This window comes from Sphingomonas sp. 4RDLI-65, assembly GCF_049472435.1.
Taxonomy (GTDB): domain Bacteria; phylum Pseudomonadota; class Alphaproteobacteria; order Sphingomonadales; family Sphingomonadaceae; genus Sphingomonas.
In genome coordinates, this window is record NZ_JBCEBT010000009.1 from 1 (window position 1) to 23,711 (window position 23,711).

General features: G+C 62.0%; 28 protein-coding genes and 1 tRNA gene. 12 read left to right on the top strand and 17 right to left on the bottom strand.

Translation table 11 applies throughout. From position 1 onward, the window contains the following. Window positions 1-374: 374 nt before the first annotated feature. Window positions 375-1,208 (top strand): hypothetical protein, encoded by an 834-nt coding sequence (locus VH567_RS15420; RefSeq protein WP_423327131.1) that lies wholly within the window; start codon window positions 375-377, stop codon window positions 1,206-1,208. A 123-nt stretch (window positions 1,209-1,331) separates the two neighbouring features. Here VH567_RS15420 and VH567_RS15425 read toward each other — a convergent pair whose 3' ends face one another. Then, the gene (locus VH567_RS15425; RefSeq protein ID WP_423327132.1) at window positions 1,332-2,882 is read right to left on the bottom strand and encodes a DUF6538 domain-containing protein; all 1,551 of its coding nucleotides are present in this window, start codon (window positions 2,880-2,882) and stop codon (window positions 1,332-1,334) included. A gap of 295 nt (window positions 2,883-3,177) precedes the next feature. Here VH567_RS15425 and VH567_RS15430 point away from each other — a divergent pair, with 295 nt between their 5' ends. From VH567_RS15430 to VH567_RS15455, 6 genes are all read left to right on the top strand, one after another. Then, the gene (locus VH567_RS15430) at window positions 3,178-3,492 is read left to right on the top strand and encodes a hypothetical protein (RefSeq protein WP_423327133.1); all 315 of its coding nucleotides are present in this window, start codon (window positions 3,178-3,180) and stop codon (window positions 3,490-3,492) included. Further along, window positions 3,485-4,024 carry a helix-turn-helix transcriptional regulator gene (locus tag VH567_RS15435; RefSeq protein WP_423327134.1) on the top strand — a complete coding sequence of 180 codons (540 nt, stop codon included), beginning with the start codon at window positions 3,485-3,487 and terminating at the stop codon, window positions 4,022-4,024. The genes VH567_RS15430 and VH567_RS15435 overlap by 8 nt, the downstream gene beginning before the upstream one ends. 367 nt (window positions 4,025-4,391) lie before the next feature. Further along, complete coding sequence (locus VH567_RS15440; RefSeq protein WP_423327135.1) at window positions 4,392-4,838, top strand: hypothetical protein; 447 nt, start codon at window positions 4,392-4,394, stop codon at window positions 4,836-4,838. Next, the gene (locus VH567_RS15445; RefSeq protein WP_423327136.1) at window positions 4,835-5,119 is read left to right on the top strand and encodes a hypothetical protein; all 285 of its coding nucleotides are present in this window, start codon (window positions 4,835-4,837) and stop codon (window positions 5,117-5,119) included. Before VH567_RS15440 ends, VH567_RS15445 begins: the two co-directional genes overlap by 4 nt. Then, window positions 5,112-5,489, top strand: coding sequence for a hypothetical protein (locus VH567_RS15450; protein ID WP_423327137.1), 378 nt, complete (start codon window positions 5,112-5,114; stop codon window positions 5,487-5,489). Before VH567_RS15445 ends, VH567_RS15450 begins: the two co-directional genes overlap by 8 nt. Then, the gene (locus VH567_RS15455) at window positions 5,486-5,821 is read left to right on the top strand and encodes a hypothetical protein (RefSeq protein WP_423327138.1); all 336 of its coding nucleotides are present in this window, start codon (window positions 5,486-5,488) and stop codon (window positions 5,819-5,821) included. Before VH567_RS15450 ends, VH567_RS15455 begins: the two co-directional genes overlap by 4 nt. On the opposite strand, the gene VH567_RS15460 is transcribed toward VH567_RS15455, so the two are convergent. Beyond that, on the bottom strand, window positions 5,818-6,258 hold the full coding sequence (locus VH567_RS15460) for an HIRAN domain-containing protein (RefSeq protein WP_423327139.1): 441 nt from the start codon (window positions 6,256-6,258) through the stop codon (window positions 5,818-5,820). The two genes, VH567_RS15455 and VH567_RS15460, sit on opposite strands and share 4 nt — an antisense overlap. 51 nt (window positions 6,259-6,309) lie before the next feature. On the opposite strand from VH567_RS15460, the gene VH567_RS15465 reads away from it, so the two are divergent. From VH567_RS15465 to VH567_RS15485, 5 genes are all read left to right on the top strand, one after another. Beyond that, window positions 6,310-6,379, top strand: a tRNA-Ser gene (locus VH567_RS15465). Window positions 6,380-6,426: 47 nt separating this feature from the next. Further along, window positions 6,427-6,585 (top strand): hypothetical protein, encoded by a 159-nt coding sequence (locus VH567_RS15470; protein ID WP_423327140.1) that lies wholly within the window; start codon window positions 6,427-6,429, stop codon window positions 6,583-6,585. Next, a complete protein-coding gene (locus VH567_RS15475) occupies window positions 6,578-6,772 on the top strand; it encodes a hypothetical protein (protein WP_423327141.1) in 195 nt (64 codons plus the stop codon). The genes VH567_RS15470 and VH567_RS15475 overlap by 8 nt, the downstream gene beginning before the upstream one ends. 179 nt (window positions 6,773-6,951) lie before the next feature. Beyond that, a complete protein-coding gene (locus VH567_RS15480; RefSeq protein WP_423327142.1) occupies window positions 6,952-7,239 on the top strand; it encodes a hypothetical protein in 288 nt (95 codons plus the stop codon). 79 nt (window positions 7,240-7,318) lie between these two features. Next, window positions 7,319-7,807: a hypothetical protein gene (locus VH567_RS15485; RefSeq protein WP_423327143.1), complete on the top strand. Its 489-nt coding sequence runs from the start codon at window positions 7,319-7,321 to the stop codon at window positions 7,805-7,807. A gap of 1,257 nt (window positions 7,808-9,064) precedes the next feature. Here VH567_RS15485 and VH567_RS15490 read toward each other — a convergent pair. From VH567_RS15490 to VH567_RS15560, 15 genes are all read right to left on the bottom strand, one after another. After that, a complete protein-coding gene (locus tag VH567_RS15490) occupies window positions 9,065-10,984 on the bottom strand; it encodes a hypothetical protein (RefSeq protein ID WP_423327144.1) in 1,920 nt (639 codons plus the stop codon). 87 nt (window positions 10,985-11,071) lie between these two features. Next, window positions 11,072-11,479, bottom strand: coding sequence for a hypothetical protein (locus tag VH567_RS15495; protein WP_423327145.1), 408 nt, complete (start codon window positions 11,477-11,479; stop codon window positions 11,072-11,074). 49 nt (window positions 11,480-11,528) lie between these two features. Next, a complete protein-coding gene (locus VH567_RS15500) occupies window positions 11,529-11,858 on the bottom strand; it encodes a hypothetical protein (RefSeq protein ID WP_423327146.1) in 330 nt (109 codons plus the stop codon). A gap of 10 nt (window positions 11,859-11,868) precedes the next feature. Further along, complete coding sequence (locus VH567_RS15505; RefSeq protein ID WP_423327147.1) at window positions 11,869-12,405, bottom strand: lysozyme; 537 nt, start codon at window positions 12,403-12,405, stop codon at window positions 11,869-11,871. Window positions 12,406-12,972: 567 nt separating this feature from the next. Then, window positions 12,973-13,296: a hypothetical protein gene (locus tag VH567_RS15510; RefSeq protein WP_423327148.1), complete on the bottom strand. Its 324-nt coding sequence runs from the start codon at window positions 13,294-13,296 to the stop codon at window positions 12,973-12,975. Between the two features lie 86 nt (window positions 13,297-13,382). Next, the gene (locus VH567_RS15515; RefSeq protein ID WP_423327149.1) at window positions 13,383-13,922 is read right to left on the bottom strand and encodes a hypothetical protein; all 540 of its coding nucleotides are present in this window, start codon (window positions 13,920-13,922) and stop codon (window positions 13,383-13,385) included. After that, window positions 13,919-14,161: a hypothetical protein gene (locus VH567_RS15520; RefSeq protein ID WP_423327150.1), complete on the bottom strand. Its 243-nt coding sequence runs from the start codon at window positions 14,159-14,161 to the stop codon at window positions 13,919-13,921. The genes VH567_RS15515 and VH567_RS15520 overlap by 4 nt, the downstream gene beginning before the upstream one ends. 3 nt (window positions 14,162-14,164) lie before the next feature. Then, the gene (locus tag VH567_RS15525) at window positions 14,165-16,087 is read right to left on the bottom strand and encodes a hypothetical protein (RefSeq protein ID WP_423327151.1); all 1,923 of its coding nucleotides are present in this window, start codon (window positions 16,085-16,087) and stop codon (window positions 14,165-14,167) included. Further along, the gene (locus tag VH567_RS15530; RefSeq protein ID WP_423327152.1) at window positions 16,084-16,485 is read right to left on the bottom strand and encodes a hypothetical protein; all 402 of its coding nucleotides are present in this window, start codon (window positions 16,483-16,485) and stop codon (window positions 16,084-16,086) included. The genes VH567_RS15525 and VH567_RS15530 overlap by 4 nt, the downstream gene beginning before the upstream one ends. Before the next feature lie 15 nt (window positions 16,486-16,500). Further along, on the bottom strand, window positions 16,501-17,172 hold the full coding sequence (locus tag VH567_RS15535; protein WP_423327153.1) for a hypothetical protein: 672 nt from the start codon (window positions 17,170-17,172) through the stop codon (window positions 16,501-16,503). Continuing rightward, a complete protein-coding gene (locus VH567_RS15540; RefSeq protein WP_423327154.1) occupies window positions 17,169-19,454 on the bottom strand; it encodes a hypothetical protein in 2,286 nt (761 codons plus the stop codon). The genes VH567_RS15535 and VH567_RS15540 overlap by 4 nt, the downstream gene beginning before the upstream one ends. A gap of 2 nt (window positions 19,455-19,456) precedes the next feature. After that, window positions 19,457-19,876: a DUF6950 family protein gene (locus VH567_RS15545; protein WP_423327155.1), complete on the bottom strand. Its 420-nt coding sequence runs from the start codon at window positions 19,874-19,876 to the stop codon at window positions 19,457-19,459. Further along, complete coding sequence (locus VH567_RS15550) at window positions 19,873-20,517, bottom strand: hypothetical protein (protein WP_423327156.1); 645 nt, start codon at window positions 20,515-20,517, stop codon at window positions 19,873-19,875. The genes VH567_RS15545 and VH567_RS15550 overlap by 4 nt, the downstream gene beginning before the upstream one ends. Continuing rightward, window positions 20,514-21,107, bottom strand: coding sequence for a hypothetical protein (locus VH567_RS15555; protein ID WP_423327157.1), 594 nt, complete (start codon window positions 21,105-21,107; stop codon window positions 20,514-20,516). Before VH567_RS15555 ends, VH567_RS15550 begins: the two co-directional genes overlap by 4 nt. After that, window positions 21,104-23,704, bottom strand: a complete 2,601-nt coding sequence (locus tag VH567_RS15560) for a hypothetical protein (RefSeq protein WP_423327158.1) — start codon at window positions 23,702-23,704, stop codon at window positions 21,104-21,106. Before VH567_RS15560 ends, VH567_RS15555 begins: the two co-directional genes overlap by 4 nt. Window positions 23,705-23,711: the final 7 nt, after the last annotated feature.

Sequence of the window (23,711 nt, forward strand, 5' to 3'; positions counted from 1 at the left end):
TACGCCTCCGGACGGGCTACGCCCGCCCTACGCCGCAACCAGCGCGAACGGCGCGTCCGTTACCGTCACGCCGCCCAACGAAGGGGGTCTCTTTTGGACGCCGATAGGGGGTCCTTTTTGGACGCCGATTGACACGGCTATTCCCCGGACAGCCAATGCGAAGCCCGACACGTCGCCGCTCAAGTCCGTTCGATCTGGCAAGCCAATGGCCGTCCTTACCTTCGGGCTAGCGATTGCAAGTTCGCGTTCCAGTACCTTGCCGCCTGCATCCGTAACGGGATCATCCCGCCGATCCCGACACTGGGCGACGTGGAGCCAAGCTTCCCCGCCAAACCGGCACCGCCTCACATTCTAAATATGTTCAAGGAAAACCAATGACCGCACTAACTCCCCGCCAAGCCATTAAGGTGAAGGCCGCTCTTTCCCTGATTGCAGTACATGGGCACAATCCCCGCTCAGTACAGAAGCAAGCTCAGGATGAAATGGCGAAGGGCTATCCGGCGAATGCTGCGTACTCTACGGCTCTAAACTCGTTCACGGCCCGCGTCCCCGCATTGAAGAACACGCTAGAGATTGCTGTCGATCTTATCCATAATAGCGATGATGCTACCGTTTCGATGTATGACAAGGCACTGACTGCTTATAACAATACCGGTGACGAAAGCCATTTAGATAACCTTGCCCCTATGATCCTTGAGGACGCAAAGGCGTTGGCTATCAGCAAGGGTGAAGTAACCGAAGCCGATGCAGCTAGCTGGACTGTTGACGATGCACTAGGCAGCACTGTCGAAGCCTATGCAGAAACGCCTGATGTTCCCGAGGCGTCTTCGATCCCACCCGGTGAGACTGTCAAAAGCTCATTCGCATTCAACCCGCCTCCCGGCGTCGCTCGCCAGCCTGCCCAGCAGCCCGCTCAGGCGCAACAGACCGGCCCGCAGTGGATCATGGGTCCGACCGGTTACACCCTCGTAGCGAAGGCTCCTACCGGCCCACAGACGGGGCAGAGCATGACCGGCTATGATCCATACAAGGGCGGACAGGATGCGACCGGCATTCGGGTAGCTCAGACCGGGGTGAAAGCCCGTCAGTCCCACGGCACGCCGGTAGGCGATGTTGTCGGTTTCCAGACCGATACGGGATACCGCGTTACGCCGACCGGGGAGCAGGCCCGCCGAGAGGCTGGCGTCCCGCTTGGCTATGATGCCTGATAGACCGGCTAGGAGAGTCGCTGAGAGGCGATAGCTAATCCGGCCACACAGATACCCGAACGCATCCTATCGACTCCTATCGGGGCTGAACGGGGCGCTCTCGGGTATCTGTGTCTTTGGCTTTTATGGCTTCCCGATTTCCAGCCCCGGAACGCGGTACGTCACCATAGCTTCCGCCAAGCCGTGTAGATCATAGCCGCTACCGTAATCGTCGGCTACGTCTTTGCCAGCATGGCCCATGATCTGCCGTTGCACACCCTCAGGCATTCTAGCCCTACGGGTATAGTCCTTGAAGGTATGGCGGAAGGAATGGAAAACCTTGCGCTTGTCAGTGATGCCGCAAACAGTACGCAGGTAAGGCCCAAACCACTCGCCCCACTTCGCGGTAAGTCTTCCATAGACGTTCGGCTTTAGCTCAGGGAATACCCGACCTGTTTGATCCTTTAGCTTTTCAACATAGGTAATGAAGCCAAGCCGCTCTAATTCAGGGTGCAACGGAACAAGCCTCTCGCTCGCTGCATTCTTAAGCCGGTTCTCTTGCCCCTTTTCGTCTATGGTCTCAGTGATATTCAGGAACCATCCCGATAGCATCTTGCCATCTTGATCGGGGTAACTGTGATGCTGCACGTCCGGCACGCGTAGCTGTCCAATTTCCTCTAATCGCGCCCCTGTAAATAGACCGAGCAACGGCAACCAGTATGCGGCTTCCGCACGGCCTTGAGTGGGGCGCTCCCCATTAGCATAGACCGGACTGGCAAAGATGGCCTGTAGTTCGGGCAGGGAGAACGGAAGCCGCTTGTTCTTACCGCCGTCCGCTACCTTGACGCTAATCCGTTCGGCTACATTCGAGGCGGTTAGATCATTCTGATAGGCCCAGCCGAGCAAAGTCCGCAGGCGAGATAGCTTAGTATTCGTATTGGATACGGACTGGCCCTCGCCAAGTAACTTGTCTTTGAAGGCTAGTACGTCTTGCCGTGTAACTTGCTCGACCGGCTTGCGCTCAGTGCGGGCATAGAACCATTCGGCTACGGCCTTATGAGTATCCTTGCCCTTGGCTACGACACCGCGTTCTGTTGCCCAGCGATCTAGGATATCCTTGTCGAGATACAGACCGGACCCGGTAACAGGCTCGCATTCAACGGCTTGATTTTGGCTTTCCGATGCGCGGGCATTTTGTCCGTTTCCGTATCGAGTATGGAGAGCGGCGACCAAGCTATCGGCCTTCTCCCTTTCATGCAGAATAAGGAGGCGACCGGCCCTAGCTATGTCAGCCGGAGAACCCTCAATCTCGATACCGTCAGCGAGGGCGTCCATGATCGGCTCTAGGCGCTCAGTTTCCATATGAGCAGCAAAGCCCGCATCCGAAGCCAAGTCGATTTGCTCTTGCTCATGCTCCCACCGTTGGCGTTCCCGCTCTATCTGAGCAGCAGGCTTTGCTACCGCAGGGGAGGGGGCAGGTTTCCCCGTCGCATCTTTATCCCGCTTTGCCTTATCGAGCAGGGCATGAGCGGCCTTAGTCATATCCGGTATGACGGCCTTTGCGGCCTCCCGATCCTTGAGCCCCAGCGAATGCTTAATCTCCCGCTTGCCACCTATGAATGGGCGCAAGTCGGCAGGTATCCCCATGCGGAAATAATAGACGCCATTGGGGGCACGATGCAGGTAGGAACACATAGGTTTTCGTCCTAGCACGTTTGTACTAGACGCTTGTAAAAAGTCTTTGCTTTTCAATACTTTGCTGTCTTTTCAACAGCTTAAGCGCGCTGGTGGAGCCGAAGGGAATCGAACCCTTGACCTCTGCAGTGCGATTGCACTTTTTCGAACCTCGTAGGAGACGATCCCGCCCTTGGCAGGAGGGAGTTTGCCGGAACGGGGTGCGAACATCGAGCAATTTGCGGTCCCGGTGCGGTCCCGGATACTTCCGTGGTAGATCGGCAGGCCAACTGATTCTCCGGAGCCCGCCCGCACCATGACCAGCTACACGATGTTTGATCCGGAAGTCCGCGATACGAAATCCGAGATCATCATGGCGACGCATACCGCGCCGCTTGGCACGTTCATAATCTACGTTCAGACGGACAGGACGTACGAGAAAACGCCGGTCGTCCTGTGGGGTGTCGATCAAAACGCGACAGCGGTCCCGATCACGCTTTCCGGTGTCTGGGACGGGGTCACCAATCTCAACATGTGCGTCCTGCACCCGACCGGTCAGTGCAGCCGGTACGAGGAATCCTGGCCGACCTTGGCGGACGCGCTCGACGCGCTGGCATCGGTCGGTGACTGACGCGATGGCGGCGGGAGCCCCTCCGACAGATACCGAAACCCCGGAGCAGTTCCTGCGCAGCATCGTCGATCTCTCTCGCAGATGGACGAGTGCTGGGGTCAAAGGGAAAGGGATTCGTTTGGAGGGACACGAAATCGACCTTCTCAACGCTGTAGGGTTGGGGGACATACTCATGTCCGCAGCGGCAGTTGAGCAAAAGAAGCGCGCGATCGAACGGCGCTCGCTTCGCGCTCATGCAGAACCCGCGCCGCCCGTGGAGGCACGAGCGCTAAATCCTGCCACAGCCGACGCGGAAAAAATATCAAGGAGCGCCGGCGACCGTCGCGGCGATAATCTCCTGCGCATTCCGGAAGTCCGCCGGCGTACCGGACTGTCCCGCGCCACGATTTATCGCCGCGTAGAGGAGAAGACTTTCCCTCCGAAGGTTCGTCTTGGACCAATGTGCGTGGCTTGGTACGAGAGTGATATCGACACCTTTGTTGCTGATCCTTCCGGCTATGGCAATCGAGGAGAACACGGTGACCAGGCTTAGTCCGGTTTCGTTTATGCCAACTTGGCCTGCTGGAATGTCGCGTGAGATGGCGCTTGCCTACACCGGGGTTGCATTGGCTCAATTGTGCCAATGGGAGCGCGAACGGGTTGTAAGGTTCGTTGCGCGAGGACCTCGGGGGGCGAAGATCACACTCCGCTCCGATCTGGATTCTGCCCTTTCCACCCTTTTCTCGTCAACTGCGGGAGATGGGGCAGACCTCGACTTTGGCTGATGCGAGTGGTCGTACGGGCGCGATCATCGGGCCGGTCGCGCGAGGCGCATCGACGGCTCATGGCGGGCGAGGAAGATATCAAGCCCGCAGCATGATCATCGACACCCTCTATCCCAACCTCAGGAGCGCGAGAGCATGACACCAGCGAGAATCGAGGGCGATGCATTCCCGCTCGGCAAGCCCCGCGATTGGAAGGATGATGAGCATGGCCGGTGCTCGACGCTATGGGTGCGCCGAGACGTCGAGCAGGGCATCCCGTTCCTCCGGTCGGCATGGGACGTCGACAGCGACGAGGCGGGATGGCTTCTCGCCGGCGCGAAGGTCCAGTTCGGTCTATGCGTTCCTCAGCACCCGGTCATCAACGTCGGGCTAGGGCCGATCCCTGAGGACTTCGCGCCCCCGGTGACGGTGCAACAGATCGTCAAGCCGAACGGAGGCCGCGCAACGCGCGTGACAATGTTCCTGCCGAACCGCCAGAAGATCTTCGCGGAGGCATGGATCGGTGACGATGGGCTCGGTGCCGCCGTCAAGTTCGCAATCGATGAGATCGAGGCGCTCGCGCGGCGCGAGGGTTGGCTATGATCGTCAATGGCGTTCGCATGGACCACGTGCGCCGCTGCCACTGCGGCCGGCGTCCGGAGATCATGACCGGTTACAAGGGCTTCGACGATGGCACAGGCCCGTTCGTCACCTCGTGCATGCACGGGCGCGGCGGGATCATGGAACAGTACGAGAAGACCCGTCGCGGCGAACTCGATGGCGAGCGCTACGTTATCTCCCGGTCCTGGTACAAAACCCGCGCTGTCCGGAACTGGCGCGCGCTAATCGCCGACACCCTCAATCTGGAGAACGCCCGTGGCTGAGAAAACGCTGACGGAGGTGTTCGCTGCACTCGGCGCGGCGATGAAGCCCGCGCTCGATCGCGAGCGTGCGGAGTGGGATGCCCATGGCGCGGAGGCGACGTTCAGGCTGGAGGCGACGGGCGCGATCCTCGATCAGCTTGGCGGCAACTGCCCGGTGCAGGCTGAGGGAACCGTCGACGGGCAGGCCTTCTACTTCCGCGCCCGGGGCGACGCGTGGGAACTGTGGATCGGCGCGGCTGACGACTGGTGGACGGACCGCGCTTGGTCGATCTACCGCGATTACGGCAAGTGGCCCGACGCAGGCTGGATGCCGCGGCATGAGGCGCTCGGCTTCATCGTCGAGGGCATCGAAGTGTATCGCGCCCGATGAGCGGCCGGAAGCGCTGGACCCACCTCGACCAGATGGTAAGATCAGGCATGGCAGAAGAAATGAGTCCCCTAGAACGAGCATGTCGCGCGGCGCACGCGGAGCATAACGACGATCTAGTATCACGGCGGGAGGCGGCGGACCCAACGTGGGGTGGCTGGCTAGCTTGGACCGACGTCGTTCGCGCCGTTCTGCTGGCGGCTCGCGAGCCCACCGAATTCATGGAAATGAATGCCGTCTACAATGTCAGCGACACCGCCCAGGACAGCCCTCGCTATGAGCCTGCTGACGTCTGGCGAAATATGATCGACGCCCTCTTAGTGGAAAAGCCCTAAGCTCCGAACTCCGGCCCTTCCTCATCAGGATAGAACGCGTGGGGATCGTACACCGGTCGCTGCGCCGGCCGCATCTGGCGGGGAGGCTGGGGCTTTGGGACATCAGGGACCGGGTCGGGCAGGGTAGGTAACCCGCCTCCGAACCGGATCCGGATATAGGCCCCGTTACCGTGCATCGCTTGGAAGACCGCGGTGACCTCGTCCTGACCCATCCGCTTGCCGATGAGGGGCGCCCGCTCGGCGCTGACGTAGCCCATTTGCACACCGCGCTCGCTCCAGATCGCAACGGCGTTGCTGTCGAAGGGGTTCTTCGGCTCGAGGCGTAGTTCTATCGGGTCACCCGGAGCGCAGAGCATGCACTCCATGCGCCTGTTGCTCTTCGACTTATCCTCGTTCGGGAAGTCGATGCCGACAATGGATGTGGTGAGCTCGTCCATACCGTTTTGTATGTAGTTGCGGGGGCGATGGGAAGGTTTAGAAGTAGACGCCCGCCCCTAGCTCAACAGGACAGAGCGCGTGACGAGTCCGAGGTTGCAGGTTCGACTCCTGCGGGGCGGGACTTCATCGACTTGCGCGAATCGAGGGCCCGCGCATAGGCTCTGCGGATGGCACAAGCACCTGACCTCAACGACGCCGTCGCCCGCCTGAAGGCGTTCCGATCAACCTGGAACCCCGGCGATGTGATCGACGAGGAATCGGGTGTCACCGCGGACGACATCGATACGATCCTCAGCTTCGTCGCCGATTTCCCGTCGAGTGACTGAAACTCGGCGCCTTACTGAACAGGAAGTGTGGATAAGCGCGAGCGCCATTCTCTCCGAACACGGCGCAGGCTCTGCCGACCACATCATCAAGCAGCTGGATGACGTTTTGGGAGACCGGGTCGCCGTCGAAGACTGGCGTCGAGTTGCGGCTGCCCTCGACGCGATCGTCGACGCGCAGCCGCAGTAGCTAGGCGCTCGTTTTTTAACAGGCGCCGGACTCACGCGATGGTTCGTATTGAGACACGCGGTACCTTCTGAAGGCTTGTGCTACGCTAAGGTCGCCGTTTAACCGCTGGAGAATGGCGAACTTTGGAGAAAATTCTTACGCAAAAGCCGGCAACATAATGCTGTCAAAGGCGTGTTGTGGTGGCTAAAAAACCTCAATTTTTCAACAGCTTCGTGCTAAGCCGGTTTCTTTTCAAAGTCTCGGCGTTGTACGTTGGTATGCTTAGCGTCGGAAGTGCGTTCAGCGATTATTCGCAGTTCGTCAGCGACCTGCGCGACGCATTGAAAGCTGAGCGGTGGACCGTTTTCTACATTTACGGGTTTTGGGTCGCAGCATTTTTCGCGCTCGAGTTGGTTCGCCGAAAGGTCAGATACGATCTTGACGTGCTGCGCTATGAGCGGCTTTCTAAAAGCAGGCGACGGCGGTGACAACGCAACGATCCGTTAACCCGCTTGTTGATAAGCGAAGCGCCATGAGCATATATAGGGCTATGTTGGAAAATCGGATATGAATGTGTTGGTTGCAGCCATTCTCGTTCTGACTGCGTATGTAGGCATCCTGTCGGCGACGACGTTGTTGTCACAGCCCTTCCGCGTCCGCGCCCAGGATATCGGGATGGACCTACTGGAAAGTCCCACGCTATCGAAGGTTGAGCGAGACGAAGTTAGCTGGATGATTGAATCTGGAACGTCGTCGGCTATTGGCCTGATGTTGCCCTTCGCCGCCGTATTTTTGCTGGTCGGGATGCTATTAGGGGCAGATTTGAAGGACGACGTTGCTACTCCTCATCTCAACAAAGATCGACGCTTTGGAGAAATGACCCGCTATTACGTACTGTCGATCATGGCATGCAGCCCATTCGCGTCTCTACTGGCAATGCCGCTAATCGTTATTTTGGTGGGGGCGGTAGCGCTTCGCGGGCACCGCGGGCTTATTGATGCGGCAGAAGCCCCGGCAATGAAAGCGGCTGCTCATTTTCAGCCCGCAAGAGCCTGAAAATAGTAGCTGACTGGGCGATCGCACTGGATGACTGGCGTGTAGTTGCTGTCGTAAACGATACGATAACCGGTGAGCGCAGGCCTACTACGAACTTGTGACTTCAGAATACGCGCCCGACCGGCGCAACTGGCGTACGATGCCGTTAAACGAAGCGGTGACGCTTTGGCTTCGGCCTATTTGATTATCCTGCTGCGCGCCTTCCCAGAACATCACGAGAGGCCAGCGCTCGGGGCAATGCGACCATAGGCATCGCAGCGCCAAGCGAACGGGCACCGTATCTACGCGACCATGCTCGGTTTGCTCCAGCGTAGCCCGCAAGATCTGGACGGCCAAGTCGACTGTGATTCGCGTTTGCCGGTGCATCCTCTTATGGAACGCAACGGGAACAAACTTGCAAGGATTCGATATGGCCGGGCGGTGCAGGCTCTGTACGAGCAACGATGAGGACGCGGTGATCGAGCACGTCGCTGCTTATATGTGGGAAAGTCGTATGGAGCGGGTCGAGGACCGGACGCCGTGGGCGGACGCGGGTGCGACATGGAAGACTGCTTTTCGAGAGATGGCGGTTGCCGCTCGTCAAGCGCTCACGCTACCGTAGTCCGTCGCGGCGTCATCTCTGCCTTGGTGAGTGACGCCGCGGCAATTAGGCTGGAAGATCCTTCAGGCGCCGCGCGCGGATAGCCCCGGTCGGCCCCGCCATATTAACGTATAGCCCGTTCGGCTCTGTATCCTCGATGACGAGCGACTTCGCCCCGATCATGCATCCTGGTGCGATCGTGACCCCAGGATTTATGGTACAGTCGGCCATTACCCAAGAACCCGTTTTAATCGTGATTGGCGCGACGGATATCTTAGGAGAGGATCTGCGCGCAGGATCGCCGCTGTGGGGATGGGTGCTACAGGTAAACGTGCAACGTGCTGCAACGCGAGCACCATCCTCAATCGTCAACGTTGCCCCACCGTCATAGTACGCGAAATTATTGAGCATCGCGTTGCGGCCCATAACGAGATCCGCGGATGCCAGCCAACAGGAGTGTCTAACCGTTGCCGTGGGATGGATGCGAGCACCGATAAAGTTCAAAATACCCCGCCGCATGCGGTCGGAGAGAAATCGTGAGCCTTGCAAGCGAAGTAGTACCGATCGGAATTTCGTTCTTTTCCAGCCTTGTGCAGATTGCAACGTAACCCCCCGAACCAAAATCAATCATCCTGCCAACGGCAATGTTTCTGTCGTATAATGGAATGAATTATTTGTCACGTTAACATAGTGATAGACACCACCTCTTCGAGCACCTGGTCCCCGTCGGTAGGGCAATGAACCTCCACCCACTGCACGACTTTGGCCGCTGCCGTCCCGCCCGACAACGTGAAGTGGATCGCTGTCCCTTCGATGCGTGCGGCCGATACCGCGATGTCGCCTCTCATCACGGCCACGGTCGGCTGCCCGGTTAGGCCTTCACCATCCGACAGGGCGGGTGCGAAGTCGACGACCGCGTTGCGGACCTCGTGCGCGTACTTGGGCGGGAAGTTGAGCATGCGTTTGCACCCGGTGCTGGAGAGGATGAAGGAGCGATGGATCGCCGTGGCGACGAAGCGGCGAGGGATGGTGAACAGCGTCCAGCCGGGACCGACCAACTGGTTATCGGTGCCCTGACCGACCGTGGCGGACGAGGTGCCGACGATCCCGCTCAACGTCGACGAGGCGACCGCCGATGCTATTGCACCGCCCCGGCCGTCCGCGCGCACGCCGCCCAGGTTCGCCGAGCCGATCGCGCCGATCGGGATACTGCTAGAGGACGACGACACGACCGCGCCGAGCGATGCCGATCCAGCACCTCGCACCGCAGAAGCCGCGCCGCTGTTCGATGCGATCGTCCCGAGCGTGGTCGAGCCATTGCCCACGACAGGGACCGAGCCCGTCGCCGCTGTCGAGATCAAGCCGAGCAGAGATGCACTGGACGCAGTCGCCAGGGATTGCCCCCCGGCCGTCGCGCTACCGACAATGCTGCCGAGCGACGCCAATGCCGACCCGTGCACATCCGCGCGCGCAGCTGACTCCGTACCGACCGCGCCCAAGGTAGAGGACACCGCACCTGCGACGTGCAGCAAGCCGTTCGCGCTACTCGAGACGCCGCCGATCAGTGTCGCGCCGGCTGCCACGACAGGCAGCGCTCCCGTAGCGCTCGTGCTGATCGACTGAAGCGCAGCGGTCCCGGAGCCTATCGCCGTGATCCCACCGGCGCCTGCTGAGACGACCGCGCCCGGAGAGGCTTGCGCCTGCGCGGCGATCGGCGCGGACGCCGTCGACGTGGAGCCGATACCAGTCAGGGCGAGTGCGGCCACACCGAGAATTGTCAGACCGGCCGCTGAGACCGCGCCGAAGCTGGAAAGAGTAGTCGCACCCGATCCCGTGACGACCAAAGACGCTCCGTCCTCAACCATTGGCGGCAACGTACGATAAGGATTGTCTTCCGGAATCGCACGCTTGGACTTATTGGCGGCAACCCACCATTCAATACGCCAATGCTCGTCTTGGGTAGGTGACCTTTTTCCGATGATAACGTAGAATGTGCGGCCGACTATTGTGTAGAACGCCTCGTCGTAACCCGCGATGCCGAACGAGTTAGCCTGCGTCGCAAGAACTACGCTGTAGCTTCCAGCATCGACGCCATCGACGCGCATCGTGGAAACAGACGCTTCGTGCGCCACGCTTACAAGGTGGACGAGAGACTTATCTACCGGTAACTGCGATGTTACGGTGTTGCCTTCGTAGTGAAAGCGGTATCCGGGCTCATAGTGCGAGTCGATCCAGTAATCATTGGCAAGCGTATTGCCATAGCCGCCGATAATGCCGTCGTTGTGGAGCACCACGAACGCCATGTATCGATCAGCGTTACCAACAGGCAGGCCGCTTAGGTCCGAAAGGAACAGACCGCTTTCGTCCGTGTTGGAATTGTTGCCCGGCTTGTAAGCGCCCTGGACGCCGTTGAACGTTTCCAACGTGCGCCGACTGGATGACGATGGCGTACGGGCAAGGCGGCCCTGCCAGTTATCGACGATTGACGCGATGCCTTCGTTTGCGTCCAGTGTGATCCTGTCGTTGCGCGCAAAATCCCACTCGAACAGCTTGAAGTCGTCTGGCAGGTCGTCCGGCGTCCAGAGGCGCTGCGCCATGTTAGATCACCATCAGAATGAGTATCCACAACACCACCGCCGGCACGAGGCCGACGACGGCCCCGAAGCCAGCGGATCGGACACCCTTCACGCGTTGGGGGCCGTGAGGCTGTAGCTGTCGATCGAGAACTTCTGACCGGCCGCGAAATTGGTATTGTCGACGGTCATGTCGCCGCCGCCGCCGGTTGCCGTCACGGTCCCCTGGAGGTGGCACGTCGTGCCGTCCGCGGCGTAAATCCGGTAATGCCCGACCGTGCCCGCCGCGTCGGCGCTGTCATCGCCCCAGGTGCCGAGCTTGGCCTTCACGCCGCCGGCAGCGGCAGCCATCCAGTCGGCAGGCAGGGCAACGGTCGCGAGGACGGTGCCGGTGTTCGCTGCGGACGGGCTAGCGGGGGCCGCCCCGCTGCGCATCATCAGGATAGGGCTCGCGCCGATCGCCGTCTCGATCGCATCGAGCAGGGCGTTGCGGACGGCAGTGGAAAGCTGGACGGTCATGTTCGGATCCTAGTCAGGTGAGGGTCGGGAGATCGGCAGGGCAGCCGCGTCAGGGCGTGGCCGTAGCCTCGATCCTCGCAGTCGCGGCCTCGGCCTGCTTGAGCGCGGCGAGTTGCTCGGCAGCGGTCGCGGCGTAGCGCGCGGCGAGCAGGCCGCGCTCTGTCAGTGCCATCGCCAAGCGAACGCGCGCCTGGCGCTCGGGCGACAGAAACGGCAGCACGAGGTTCGCCGATACCGAAATGCGATCGTACGCAGCCTGCGCCCGGTCGATCGCTGTGCCGATCTGCGCGGCCTGTTCGGTAGTCGGGGTCGGCAGGGTCGAGCAGCTGGCAAGCGCCATCGACGCCGCGCACAGCGCAGCGGTCAGTAGTTTCTTCATGGTGGTCCTTTCAGGTGACGTCGTTGAAAGTGAGCCGGGCGACTTCCGCCATGTCCTCGCGGTACAGGGCGGCTTCGGCAGCGCGGCGACGGACCAAGCCCGACATCACCTTGCCGGCCGCCTTGGTCCACGACCCGAACGCGAGAGCGGACGCGTCGTATTTGCCGGCGCGGTGCTGCTTCAGGACGTCCGACTGGCGGAATCCCTTCTGCATGCCGGGCACCCAGACCCGCGGGCCGATGCCAATATTGTATGCCAGCGCTACCATGGCGCCGAACTGCGCCGGGGCCGTCGGCGCATCGCCGATCGCAGCCGACACCGGCGCCGCGAAGTCCCGCTCGACCAGCTGGGCGAACATCGTGTCCGCTTGCTCTTGGGTGATGCGGTCACCGGGCTGGACCGCACGACCGTCGAGATAATACGTCATGCCCCAGCCAATCGTCCAAGGCTTCCCGCCCGTCCCCGGATCGGGATAGGCCTTCAGCTTGCACGATTCGAAGTGATGCATCAGGGCGCGCGCCTTCGGCCCCACCTTGCGGTCGGTCATCGTCGTTTCCTTCCAATGTGAAGCAATCGGGCTCCGCGGCCCGTTGATGCTGTGCCGGGGTAACCCCCAAGCATGCCCCGGTCGGCCCGCTCTTGGATTTCGCCAGGGGCGGGCCGTTACGGGAGGAACAACACAGGCATGAGGCGTTGATGCTGGCCGGAGACGTTGCAACCGGCCGGCCCGCCCTCGCTCCCCGTTGGGGCGGGCCGTTATTCGGATAGCAACCTATCGCTGCCAGACGGGGCCGGAGGCGAAGACCTCGCGTATGCGTTCGGGGAGAGTGCCCGTGGCCTGCCTGTCGTCCCCCCACACTAGGCAGGCCGCGATACAGTTATCCGCTATTACTAATTATCGAACCTGCGCAGGGTGCGGCTTTTCTGCCGTATTTTGCAGTCGGCTATTTTCTTTGTCTGTGATCGCGTCTGAATTGGACAGGTTTTCGTACCTGTCGGTCCGCGGCGCGGTTTTGCTCCCACGTTGATCCGCCGCGAGGCTCGGGACACGAGCTACCGAGGCGGTCAGCCTATCCGTTTTTCTCAGCAGTTTTCCGGATAGGCTGGCCGCTGCTCATTGCAGCTTGTCGATCTCACGCAGGGTCGCGGTCATTTCGGGCGGAACCGCAGGCTTTCCCGGAAGGGCGGCGTCCAACGCGTCGATCGCGCTTTGCCCGCGTCGCTTAAAGAAGCTGATGATACCCGCGCCGACGCCCCCAGCTGCACCGCCAGTGCCCAGCGCGGCGAACAGGTCGACCTGATGCTCGACGATCCAGACCGCGGTGATCAGCATCGCGAGCCCGGTTACGATCCCATCGAGAAGCCAGCGCCTGGGACCCGGCGCGTCGAGAGTGATGAACAGCCGCACCATGAAGCAGGCGAGCAGCCCGACGAACATGGAACCGGCCGGGAAAGAGTAGCCTAGGACAGACCAGATAACCGGTACCGTTACGCTCGGTACCGCAGCGATAGCCCCCTCTTTCATCACCGCAGCCCGACGGCTGCTGCCGCCATCAGGAGGCTGACCAGCAGGATCAGGCCGGGTCTTCGAAGCTGGGGCCAGCGTGACCACATGTCGACGGGCAGCGGCGCCTTGCGCAGCTGGTGCTCGATCATCGGCTCGGCAAGGATATGCAGCGCCATCCACAGGAACCCGCAGCCCACCGACAGCGGATCGAGCCAGCGTTTCAGTTCGGCCACGCGCTCGATCGTCGCCGCATCCCCCGAGCTCCACGACCAGAGACTGACCGCTTCCGCGCCGCCCCGGCTGGCTACTGCGCAGCCCGCCAGGAAGATGATGATGCGATAGACCGATACCGGGTCGGTCGGGTGATCGATGCACCGCGCGGCCCAGAGCCGGCGCGCCTGTTTCCCTGCCATCATAATCCCCAGGCACATCGCCGCGGTCATGACGAACAAATTCCAGGTAAGCAGACCCGGGTTGTCGGCAAGGGAGGGCGGCGCCAGCGCTGTCGTCGCGCTCATCGCCTGCCCGATGTAGTTGCTCGTGGCTGTCGCGGTCATGCGTCATCCTCCGCGAACCCGGCGGGCACGACGTAAACGACGCCATCGACACTGGTCGCGCGCACCGAGCCGTCGTCCTGCCGGACCTGCTCAACGATACCGGCGAGCCGGATCTCCATGACCTTTGGCCGGCCACCGGTGACCGCTTCGACGTCATCGGGGCGCGCCCAATTTGGCACGGGCGGATTCCACGCCACTGCATAAGGGTAACGAAAGACGGGGTTGGTGATGTCAGCCATAGGTCACCCGATCCGATCGAAGTTGAAGCCGTTGACGGTAAAGCTGCCGGCAGAAAGTCCGTCGCAGTTGAAGGTGATGAGCTGGTGCGTTGCACCGCCCGGCTTGCGGTTGGACGAACTGGCTGCGCCGAAAACGAGCGTGTCGCTGTAGGCGGCCGAACTGAAGGACGCCGACGTGCCGTCGATCTCGCGGATTGAGATCGCTTGCGGAATGACGCCGCCTTGGGGAACGGGGTCGATGCGAGCCCATTGCCGGCTAATGAAGACAGTGCCCGACTGATCGCCCGGCTTGCTGATCCGAAGCTTGCCGCTCAGCAGTTCGCCTGCCATCTCCGCCGGGACGGCGACGACGAACCGGGAGAACGAGCCCCCGCCGAACGTCTTTTTCGTGAGGGTCAGGCCCTCGCTCAGCACGGTGATATCGCCGGACGCGGGATGCGTATCCTTGTAGCGACTGGTTTGTCCGAAGTTCGGGATCACCCAGGCCATGTCCGACATGGTCGAGAAGTCTCCGTCGATGAACCGGCTCTTGGTGTCATGGAGCATGTAGCAATTCTGATGCGCGGTCTGGTACATCTGCATCAGACCTCGCGTGACTTGCCCGGCACCGGTCGCAAACGCACCGGTCGAGGTGCAGTCGATGATCGCTTCGACATTCTGCTCGCGGTAGTGCGTCCCCTCGGCGACGCTCACCCAATACGGGAACGACCCGCGACCGCCAGCCGGAACGCCCGTCAAACGTCGGTTACCGCCATCTACAATGACTGACGCGCCGTTGCCCGCGATTGTGATAGGGATCTGGGTGAAGTCATGATTCTCGATGTGGCAGCCGCGTGCTTCGAACAGTCCGTTCGTGATATCGAACAGCTTTTCATTATGGTCGAACGACATACCGTCCGCGAAGAGATCGGCGTTCGAGTTCGCCATCCGCACAGCAATCGCGCACTGGAAGATGACGCCGTCCGCCAACCTGATGTTTTCCCCCCCGTCAAATGCATCGAGAATGTCCGCACCAATGCCGCAGCCCCAGATATCAGGGCGCGAAACCTTGATGATGTACGCACGGTCGGAGAACACGAGCCCGCGCTTGCAGCGGTTGATGTCGGCGCCAACGAGTTCGAGATGCGAAGGTCCCCCGCCGATAGACACCTTCTGCTCGAGCAGAAGGCCATCGACATTAGAGGTCGCGCCAGGGCCAACGATCATTGGAGTGTGGAAGCGGTTGCGAGCCTGGGTATAGGGGGCATCCATGGTTCCGCCGAGCGTCAGGATCGCACCGCTCTGCATCGTCGTGCCGTTCAACGACGCTCCGTTGTGAAGCAGCGTGACGAAGGCATGATCGAGACGGATGCCGGCGCCCGTGACCAAGATCTCGGCGCCGGGCTTGAGCCGGAGCTCACGGCAGTCGCCCGAACTCACGATCATGTCGTTGGCCTGCTGGATGCCGGCCATGTCCTCGCCCCAATAGCCGAAGCGATCGAGGAAGCCTCCAAGCGCCAAGTTGGGCGCTCCGCCCAGGGCGTTGTGGCCGACAAGCCCCGACCCTTCTCCGCTCGCGTACGCGGCAGCGCCGGGCAGGCGAATGATCGGTTGATCGGCGTCTCCGCTTGTGCCCTTGCGGTAGACGTTGACCCACTTCCCGTCCGCCGAGACGACGGTAAAGTCGACACCGGCAGCGCTAGCGGCGTTGCCCGCGGCAAACGTCAGATAGCGATTGGCGAAGGCTGCAGCTGCTGCTGCATACTGTGAGGCCTCGACACTCTTCGCGGCACTCAGTTCCGAGGAAGCGTCGCTATCGCTTGCGCTCGCCGCCGACGCGTCTGCGCTGAGTTGCGCCTGTCCCGCGACTAGACCGGCGAGTTCGGCACCTGTCACTTTGACGACTGCGCGCCCATCGATCGCCCGTACAGTTGCATCGGAAATCATCGGGTTACTCCAGGCGAGATAGTGAAGGGGCCCTCGATCCAGCGGCGCTTGCCAACCGGCGAGATTGTCAGGTGCAGATCCCACGCGAGCAGGACCGGCTCGGCTGGCTCGAGCCCGTTGTCGGGAAAAGGCAGCATCTGCTCGATCGTCGTTTCGTTGATCCGGATCTGCAGAGTCGACGTCGGGATGCCGGCGATGTCCGTTGCCACCTCAACTGATAGCCCTTCCGCCAGCGGTTGCGCGGCGACGAGACTGACAAGCGGCGCGCCCGGCTGGTCGCGGTACAGCCGCACCTGCGCGGCTAGCCCGGCATTCGTAAGGTCGAAGTCGGGAAAATCGATGCGGTAGACGAACGGCGTCCCCCGCTGCACCGTCAGTGGCAGCGTTCCAGGTGTCATCGGTATCTCCGCGGATTAGGTGTTGAGGCGCGCGATGCGCAGCGGGATCGTGAAGCTGGCGCCGATGGCGAGCAGCGGGGCAGTGAAGCCGACCGAGATAGAGGTCGGGGAAACAGCGACGACATCGTGAACGGCGTATCCGGCGACGGTAGCGGAAGGCAGGGCCATCAGCGGGTCACCAGCGCCGACCCCCCAGCCGGCCGGGATAGCGACGATGAGGCGGCGCGTGCCGGCACTTATCGCCACGGTCGCGGTTTGCGTCAGATTGACCGTGCCGAGCAGCGCGGACGCGTTCTTGCCGTCCGCGCCGTTCGTGCCGTCTTTCCCGTCCTTGCCAGCAGCACCGACCAGCGTGGCAAGCCATTGGGTCTTCGTGCCGCCATAGCCAAGCGATCGGGCGATGTCGTAAGCGGACTGCCCATCAACGCCGTTCGTCCCCGCCTTGCCGTCTGCACCGTTAGAACCGTCCTTCCCATTTCTGCCGCGAAGGTCAGGGTTTGCCGCGGGGTCCGTGACAAAATCGATGTCGACGACGGCGCCTTCCATCAGCACGCCGCGGACAATCAACGCCGCCATCGCCTGTCCGACGTTGGGCGGGCTCAGCGAAAGCCGCATCGACGTCTGCCCAGCGGCGCCCGGCTCGAAGATCAGGTAGAGGCGCCGGTTCAGCGGGACAGTCTCGCTCATACCTGCTCCACTTCTTGGCGCTTATTGTGGCAAAGTTTCCATCCACCCCCTGGCTTGCGCGCCATGTAAGTGTGCGCCGTACCGACCAACGCGCGCATCACGCGGCCGACGCGGACCGGTGACCCGATCGTCTCCATGAAGAACCATGATCGCTCTTCGCAGAAAGGATGGTCGGCACTCGCGTCTGGATACCCCTCAGCTGCCATGATCGTGCATGTTGGGAATTCGACGGCTTCGACCTGATACGCACCCCATTCGAAGGAGAACTCATGCTGGGTCCACAGCCAGTCGCCGACGACGATATCGCGGGCCATCCGCTCTTGGCCCGGTCCGTTGCGGTCCGCATTAGCAAGCAGCACAAGCGAATCGTCCGAGACGCAGCCGGACCCACCACCGCCGCCGCCGTCACCACCGGGTGCCGTAGGCGTTGACGGATACACACCGCCTTCGGACGTCGACGCGAACCGGATCTGAACATATGCGCTTGATGCGATTTCTTCGGTCGCGGGCTCCGCAACGGCCAGATAGGTTCCGGCTGCCAGATCGTAGAGCACGACATAGGCCATACCCGGCATCAGCCCCTCAAGCGTCGCAGCCGGGAAGGTGATGATACGGCCATCGTCCAAGGTCCCTTGGAATGCCGCGACCGTTATGCTGTCGTCGTCGCTGGTCACAGGGTAGGCCACCGTTTGAGCGCGCAGCGTGTAGGATGCTCGCGCGATTTCCAGCGGGTATGACGGGGGGACGCTCAGGTCAGGCGTTGGAGGGGCATTGCCAGTCTTGCCTAGACAGAACGGATGCTTGGCCGCAGTTTCCGAGCGACACGTCAGGGTTACCCCCATGGTGCTGCCCTCGATCTCGCGGTTACGGACGACGACGTCGCGCGCAACGAGCGACGCTTCGGGGATATCAACCGTCAGGCAGTCGCCCGGCCGATAGCCGATCGCGTAGACCTTGGCCGGCAGCACGATGCCGTCGAGTTCGCGGCCGTTCCACATGGCGTACAGGCCCAACTGCACGCCCTGGTCGACCTGCTGCACAAGCGGGAAGGTCAGTTCGGTTGGCCGGCTGCCTCCGTCAGCAGCAACGTACGAAGGGATCGCGACCGCATCGAGCGGCACCTCTTCCCAACCATGGGTCTCCAACCTGACACGAGCGATCACGGTGTTGCGGCGCAGACGGCGCGACGCCGTTCCGGGCGCGTCGATATCACCCGTGATGTCGTCAGACGTGATAGTGCCGATCGAGACCCGCGGTGCCGAGTAGGTGCACGACAACTGTGCGCCGACTGGCATGACCTCGCCGCCGCCCGCCTGGGCGATCATTTTGAGAATGTCCCAGCTGTTATCCGACGTCGTGTAGACGATCCCGCCGACCTTCCAGCCGTTGGCATCGCAAACGTTCGCCCAATCGACGAATGGCGCCATGTCGATGCCCCCGACTTTCAGCCCGCCACCGGCGATGAGAACACCGTTCTGGATTCGACCGAACGCCCACGTCAGCGCGTGAAGAGCCGGGCATTCCGACCAGATGTAAGTCGTCTCATCGCCCAGACGGCAGGAACCGTTCCCGCCGGGATAACTGCTGTCTAGCCGAGGGTCGTAGACATAGACGCCTTCGACGATGCGTCCGCGTTGCGGAACGCCGTTCGGGTAGATCTTGCCCTTCTCATCGAACTTCAGCGTCCAGAGATCAGCGGCCAGGCCGGACATCTTGTGCGCCGCCGACCAGCCGGGGAAGTTGCCCTGAGGCCCCGCCAGCGCGCGTGCCTCCGGGACGGCGCCGAGTTGCTGATCCAGCCACATATAGCCGGCGTACGCTCCACCGATCGCGGTACCGGCTAACGCGACAGCGACCTTGTTGATCAGGAGCGGGCCGAGGCTTCGGATTGGGCCGATGCTGTGTACGGTTACCCAGCTTTCGAGGCTGTTCTTCGCACCGTAATACTGCCGATGCACGACGTTGCCGCCTGAATAGGTCCGCCCGATCGCAACCGGCAACCCGGCGTCCTTGTCGATCTTGAACTGGGTTGCGCTGCCGCCGATGCTCCCCTTCGGCGTTCCCGCTGCAAGTGACAACACCGCGCTCGCTGCCCCCGCGATCGCGCCCACCGCGGTCAAGGTTGCGGCTGAAACGCCGAGGAAGCCGGCCGTCGCTCCTGCCGCAGCACCCGCGCCCGCAGTTGCGCCAATGAGCCCGGCGCCCGCCAGAGCGCCAGCACCCGAGGCCACGAGTGCGACAGCACCGATTACGAATGCGGCTGTGCGAAGGGTCTTTGACATCGCTAGAGCCGCCAGGCCGCAAGGTACTCGACCGGCTGCAGGATATCCGCGCCTTCGAGATCCTGATGATAACCCAGCACGCGCCCGTTGCCGACGGCGATCGTCAGCGCGCCGTCCAACGGAGCTTCGCCGGGGATCATGACGATATCGGCAACGCGTGCGGCTGCGGGGGCAATGCGCTCAAGTCCCAGATCGTCGAGCGCGCTGGAGAGCGTGCTGTACCCGGCACGCTTCAGCGCCAGCAATGACCCCGCCCCCGTTTTGTACGAGCCGGCTTTGCCGAGTTGGGGCCGGTGCCCCATCTTGCGTAGAACGAAGGCGGCCATCCGGACGCAATCGTTCTTGCCAAGCTCCCACGGCTGCCCCTTGAAGCGATCAACGGCCGCTTGTGCCGCCTGCTGACGCCGGATCATCTCGATCATAGCCCCATCGCTCCTAGGAAGGACGCGCGCGTCGTGCCGCTGATGACGCTGACCGCGGACGGTGGCTTCTCAACGCCCCAGTAGCTGGTGCGTTCGATGCCGGTCATATTGGACAGGCCCAATTCCCCGGGTGCGACCAGCTGATGCCAAGCATCAGAAAGGCGGGCGCCGATTTCCTGATCATGGAAGGGCTCGAGCGCGGAAGTGCAGCGCCATTCGACCGACCGCGTACCTTTGCCGACGCGCAGCCGCGGCACGTCCAGTTCTCCAGCGAACAGCTGGATAGGCTCGGGCAACGGCAAACCCGTCGCACGATCGATCACCGCCAGCCAGCCGTTGACGAGGCCGCCCTGCGCAGTCGCGGACGTGAGTTCGGACGCGGCGATCGCGCTGGGCGGGACGAAGGTCAGCAACCAGTCGGGCGCCTCGTCGCCGATCCCGTCCTTCAGGGTGCTTGCGGCGACCAGCGCGCCGAACTTCGGGTCCAGGCCAGTGAAGACCTTGGTGCCCCAAGCCACTTCGCCAGCGCCGACCAGGTGACGCATGGTATAGGCCGGGAGCACCACTTCGACGAGCGGCGCGAGAGGCGACTGCCCGGCGCGCAAGGCCGCCGACATCTGGGGGGTCAGACGAAACGTCATTTCCGCTCCTGGATGCTGAAGGCGAGGGGCTTGGTGCGGTTGCGCTCGAAACCAGCGCCCTTGTCGAACCCGACAAGTTGCCCCTCGATCATAGGATCCTCGAAGTGGCACGGCTCGTCATCGATCGTGATGAAGCGCAGCATGGGCCAGATCGGCACAGCAGCGCGGCCTGAGGCATCCACCAGCACCTGAGACCTGATCATGTGCACGTAGTGAACGCCAGCATGCACGATGCTGAAGAACACGCCCCAGTGAAGAGCCGCATTGGGGATCATGCCGCTGACGCGAAGCAGCGAGCCAGTTTGCCCGGCCCCATCGACGACGCCGTTGCCGCGGATCAGCGTCGGCGTATTGGGCAGGCGCAGTGAAATCCTGGCATCAGCGGTGGTCGCCTCCATAAGTGCAGCGACGAGTTGGCGGCTCTCGGCGTCCTGGCGCAATTGTGAGGTCGATACGTCCACGACGAAGCGATCGCCCATCCTCGGGATCTGCAGATCGGCACCGCCGAGGACGCCTTCCTGGTTTCCGGAAAACAGGCGTGGCCGGATCGTCAGATCGGCGATCCGCGTCCAGGGAATGAGGACGCTCAACGGAACCTCCCCAGACGCTTCATGCCCGCGGCCTGTGCATCAGCCTGCCCCATCGCCGCGCCTCCCGCTGCGCCCTGCATCGCTGCATTCGCGTCACCTGCCTGGATTTGTTGCCAGAATTCGGGCGTCAGCAGGTTGCCGTTGAAGTAGTTATGCGTAACACCGCCGCGCGGCTGATCGTCAGCCATGCGGCGCGTTGCTCCTGCCGGCGTCACGCGTGTTCCCTTGGGCAGCCACGCCTTTTCCGGTCCGTGCTCGCCAAGAAGTGCTTCGCCGCCCGACCAATACTCGGTGCCGGAAGCAAGTTTCGGCACAGACGTAGTGGGCGCCGCGGCTTTCCCGCCAGATATCAACGTGGCGAGCGACCCGATGAAGCCGCCAGAGCCAGCCAGTTTGCCAATTTGGCTCATCGTCCATTTGGCAGCGAGCTCTGTGATAGCGTTGATGCCCATAGCCTTGAAGCTTTGGAACAGGGACCGTGTCCCCCCTGACATCGCCGTGCTGTAAAGGTCGGCAATCGTTCGAATGCCGTTCGTCTGAACCCGCTGCCGACGCTCTTGCTCGGCATCGAAAGCTGCGCGCTTGACCTCGGCATCAGCATCGTTCCGTGCGATCGCGTCGCCGATTGGATCCCCAACGTCGCCGAACAGATTTTTGATCGTTATCGCGCGGGCTGCGTCTTCCCGCGCCTGATCCTCACGCATAGCGGCGAAGATGTACTCAGCGGACTGATCCGCGGTAATTTTGCCTTTGCCGCGCAACACCGCGATTTTAGCGAGCGACGCCGCGTATTGGTCGGCGCCTTGGCGAGCCGGATCGAACCGATTAACGACGTCTTCGAGATCGCTATCCAGCTCCTTGTTCGCCTTGTCGAGTTCGCGCTGGGCGTCCTTGGTACGCTTCGCGGCATCGTTGAAATCGTCAAGGGCGAGCTTTCCCTTAGTCCATGCGACGTGGAAGTGATCGCTATGCCCCTTGTCGCCTGGCCCGAGCAACTCGACGACATCGATGCCACGCGCGGTAAATATCTTGCGCACATCGTCCTTCGACATCGACGACATGCCGCCCTTAGGCACGAAATCGACGGCCTGATTCCGGTAGTGATAGCTGTTCTTGACGTGCTGCCCGCCGGTTGTGCTGGTGACCTGAACGCCAGGCAGTTCCGACCGCAGGAGTCTGGCGACCTGAGCAGCGGTGACCGTTTCCTTGTCGACCTTAGCGGTCCGCTGAAGTGCACTTTGCTTATCATGCTCAGCTTTCACCGCAGCAGCACGGTTGATCTCAATTTGACCGAGTTGCCGCGTCAAAGCCGAGGTTACGACATTGTGGCCCTTGGCTGACTTATCCGCAGCCGCCTGCGCCGCGCGACCCTGCTCGTCATACTTCCGATTGATCTGCGCGATCGGGTCAGCCATCCGCTTCGCCGCCTCGGCAGCCAGGCCCACGCGGGTGCGCTGAACGTCGACCTCACCCTCGGTGATCGACTTGTTGAGCACCTTGAGCCGTGCCTCAAGCTCCGCGATCCGGGCCGACGCGGTGCCGACGTTAACCTCCGACCCTTGCGAACCGGACCGCATTGCCGCGGTGCGAGCGGCGCGCGCTACCTCCAATTCTTGGGTTAGCGTGGCCCGCGAGGCGGTGAGGGTCTGAAGGCTCTGCTTCGCGCGGATGTTCAGCTGCTCGGCATTCGTCCGGAGCGACGCGTTCTGCTTGTTCAATTCCTCGGTGAGCGCGGCGATATCAGCCCGCGCCGCTACCTCAGTTTTCGAGAACGCCTCTTTGGCGCGCGAGGCAACACCTGCCTTCTCGGCATTGTCCTTGAGCTCCTTCGTCTCCTTCTCGAGCGCGTTTCCGCCCTCCAGGATCTTGGCGACCAGCGGCGCGAACAGCGTCAGAGCGACCGTCGCGGCGATGCCCCACCCGCTCGTCAGGAAGGTGCCGACGGCCGCGAGCTTCCCGCCCATTCCTTGGACGGCAAAGGCTGCTTGCCCGATCTGCTGCGAGAACGCGGTAGCGATGCTGCCGCCGTTTGCCACCTGAACGCTAAAGTCCTGCATCTGCTGCCCGAGCATCATGTAGGACTGGCGCTGCTGGCCGGTCTTGCCCGTGACGAGGCCGTGCTTGACCGAGACCGCGTCGAGGGCTGCCTGCTCTTGCCGAAGCTTCGCGACGTAATCGTCGAGCGAGATCGCGCCGGCACTGATCAGCGTCCGTGCTTCGACCATCTCCCGATCGAAACGCTGCTGCGCACCGTAGACGGGATCGATGGCGACACGCAGCGCGATCGCGCGCGCCTCCATCTTGGCATAGGCAGCCTCGAAAATTGCAGCCGACGATTCGGCGCTCTTGCCGATATTGTCGCGAACCCCTGCCGCCATATCCAGCTTGGTCGGGTTCAGGCCGGGTAGCAGCGCCGCCAGTTTCGATGCCTGCTTGTTGGCGAATTCCATTGCGGTATCCGCATCGCGCCCTGCCTTCATGGCCGACTTTGCCAGGCGATTGAATGCGGCGTCACCGGTCGTGCCGATGGCATCGAGATCGGCGACGACCTGCGCCTTACCCTCAGTCCCAAGACGAATAGCGATCTGACGTGGCATCGGACCT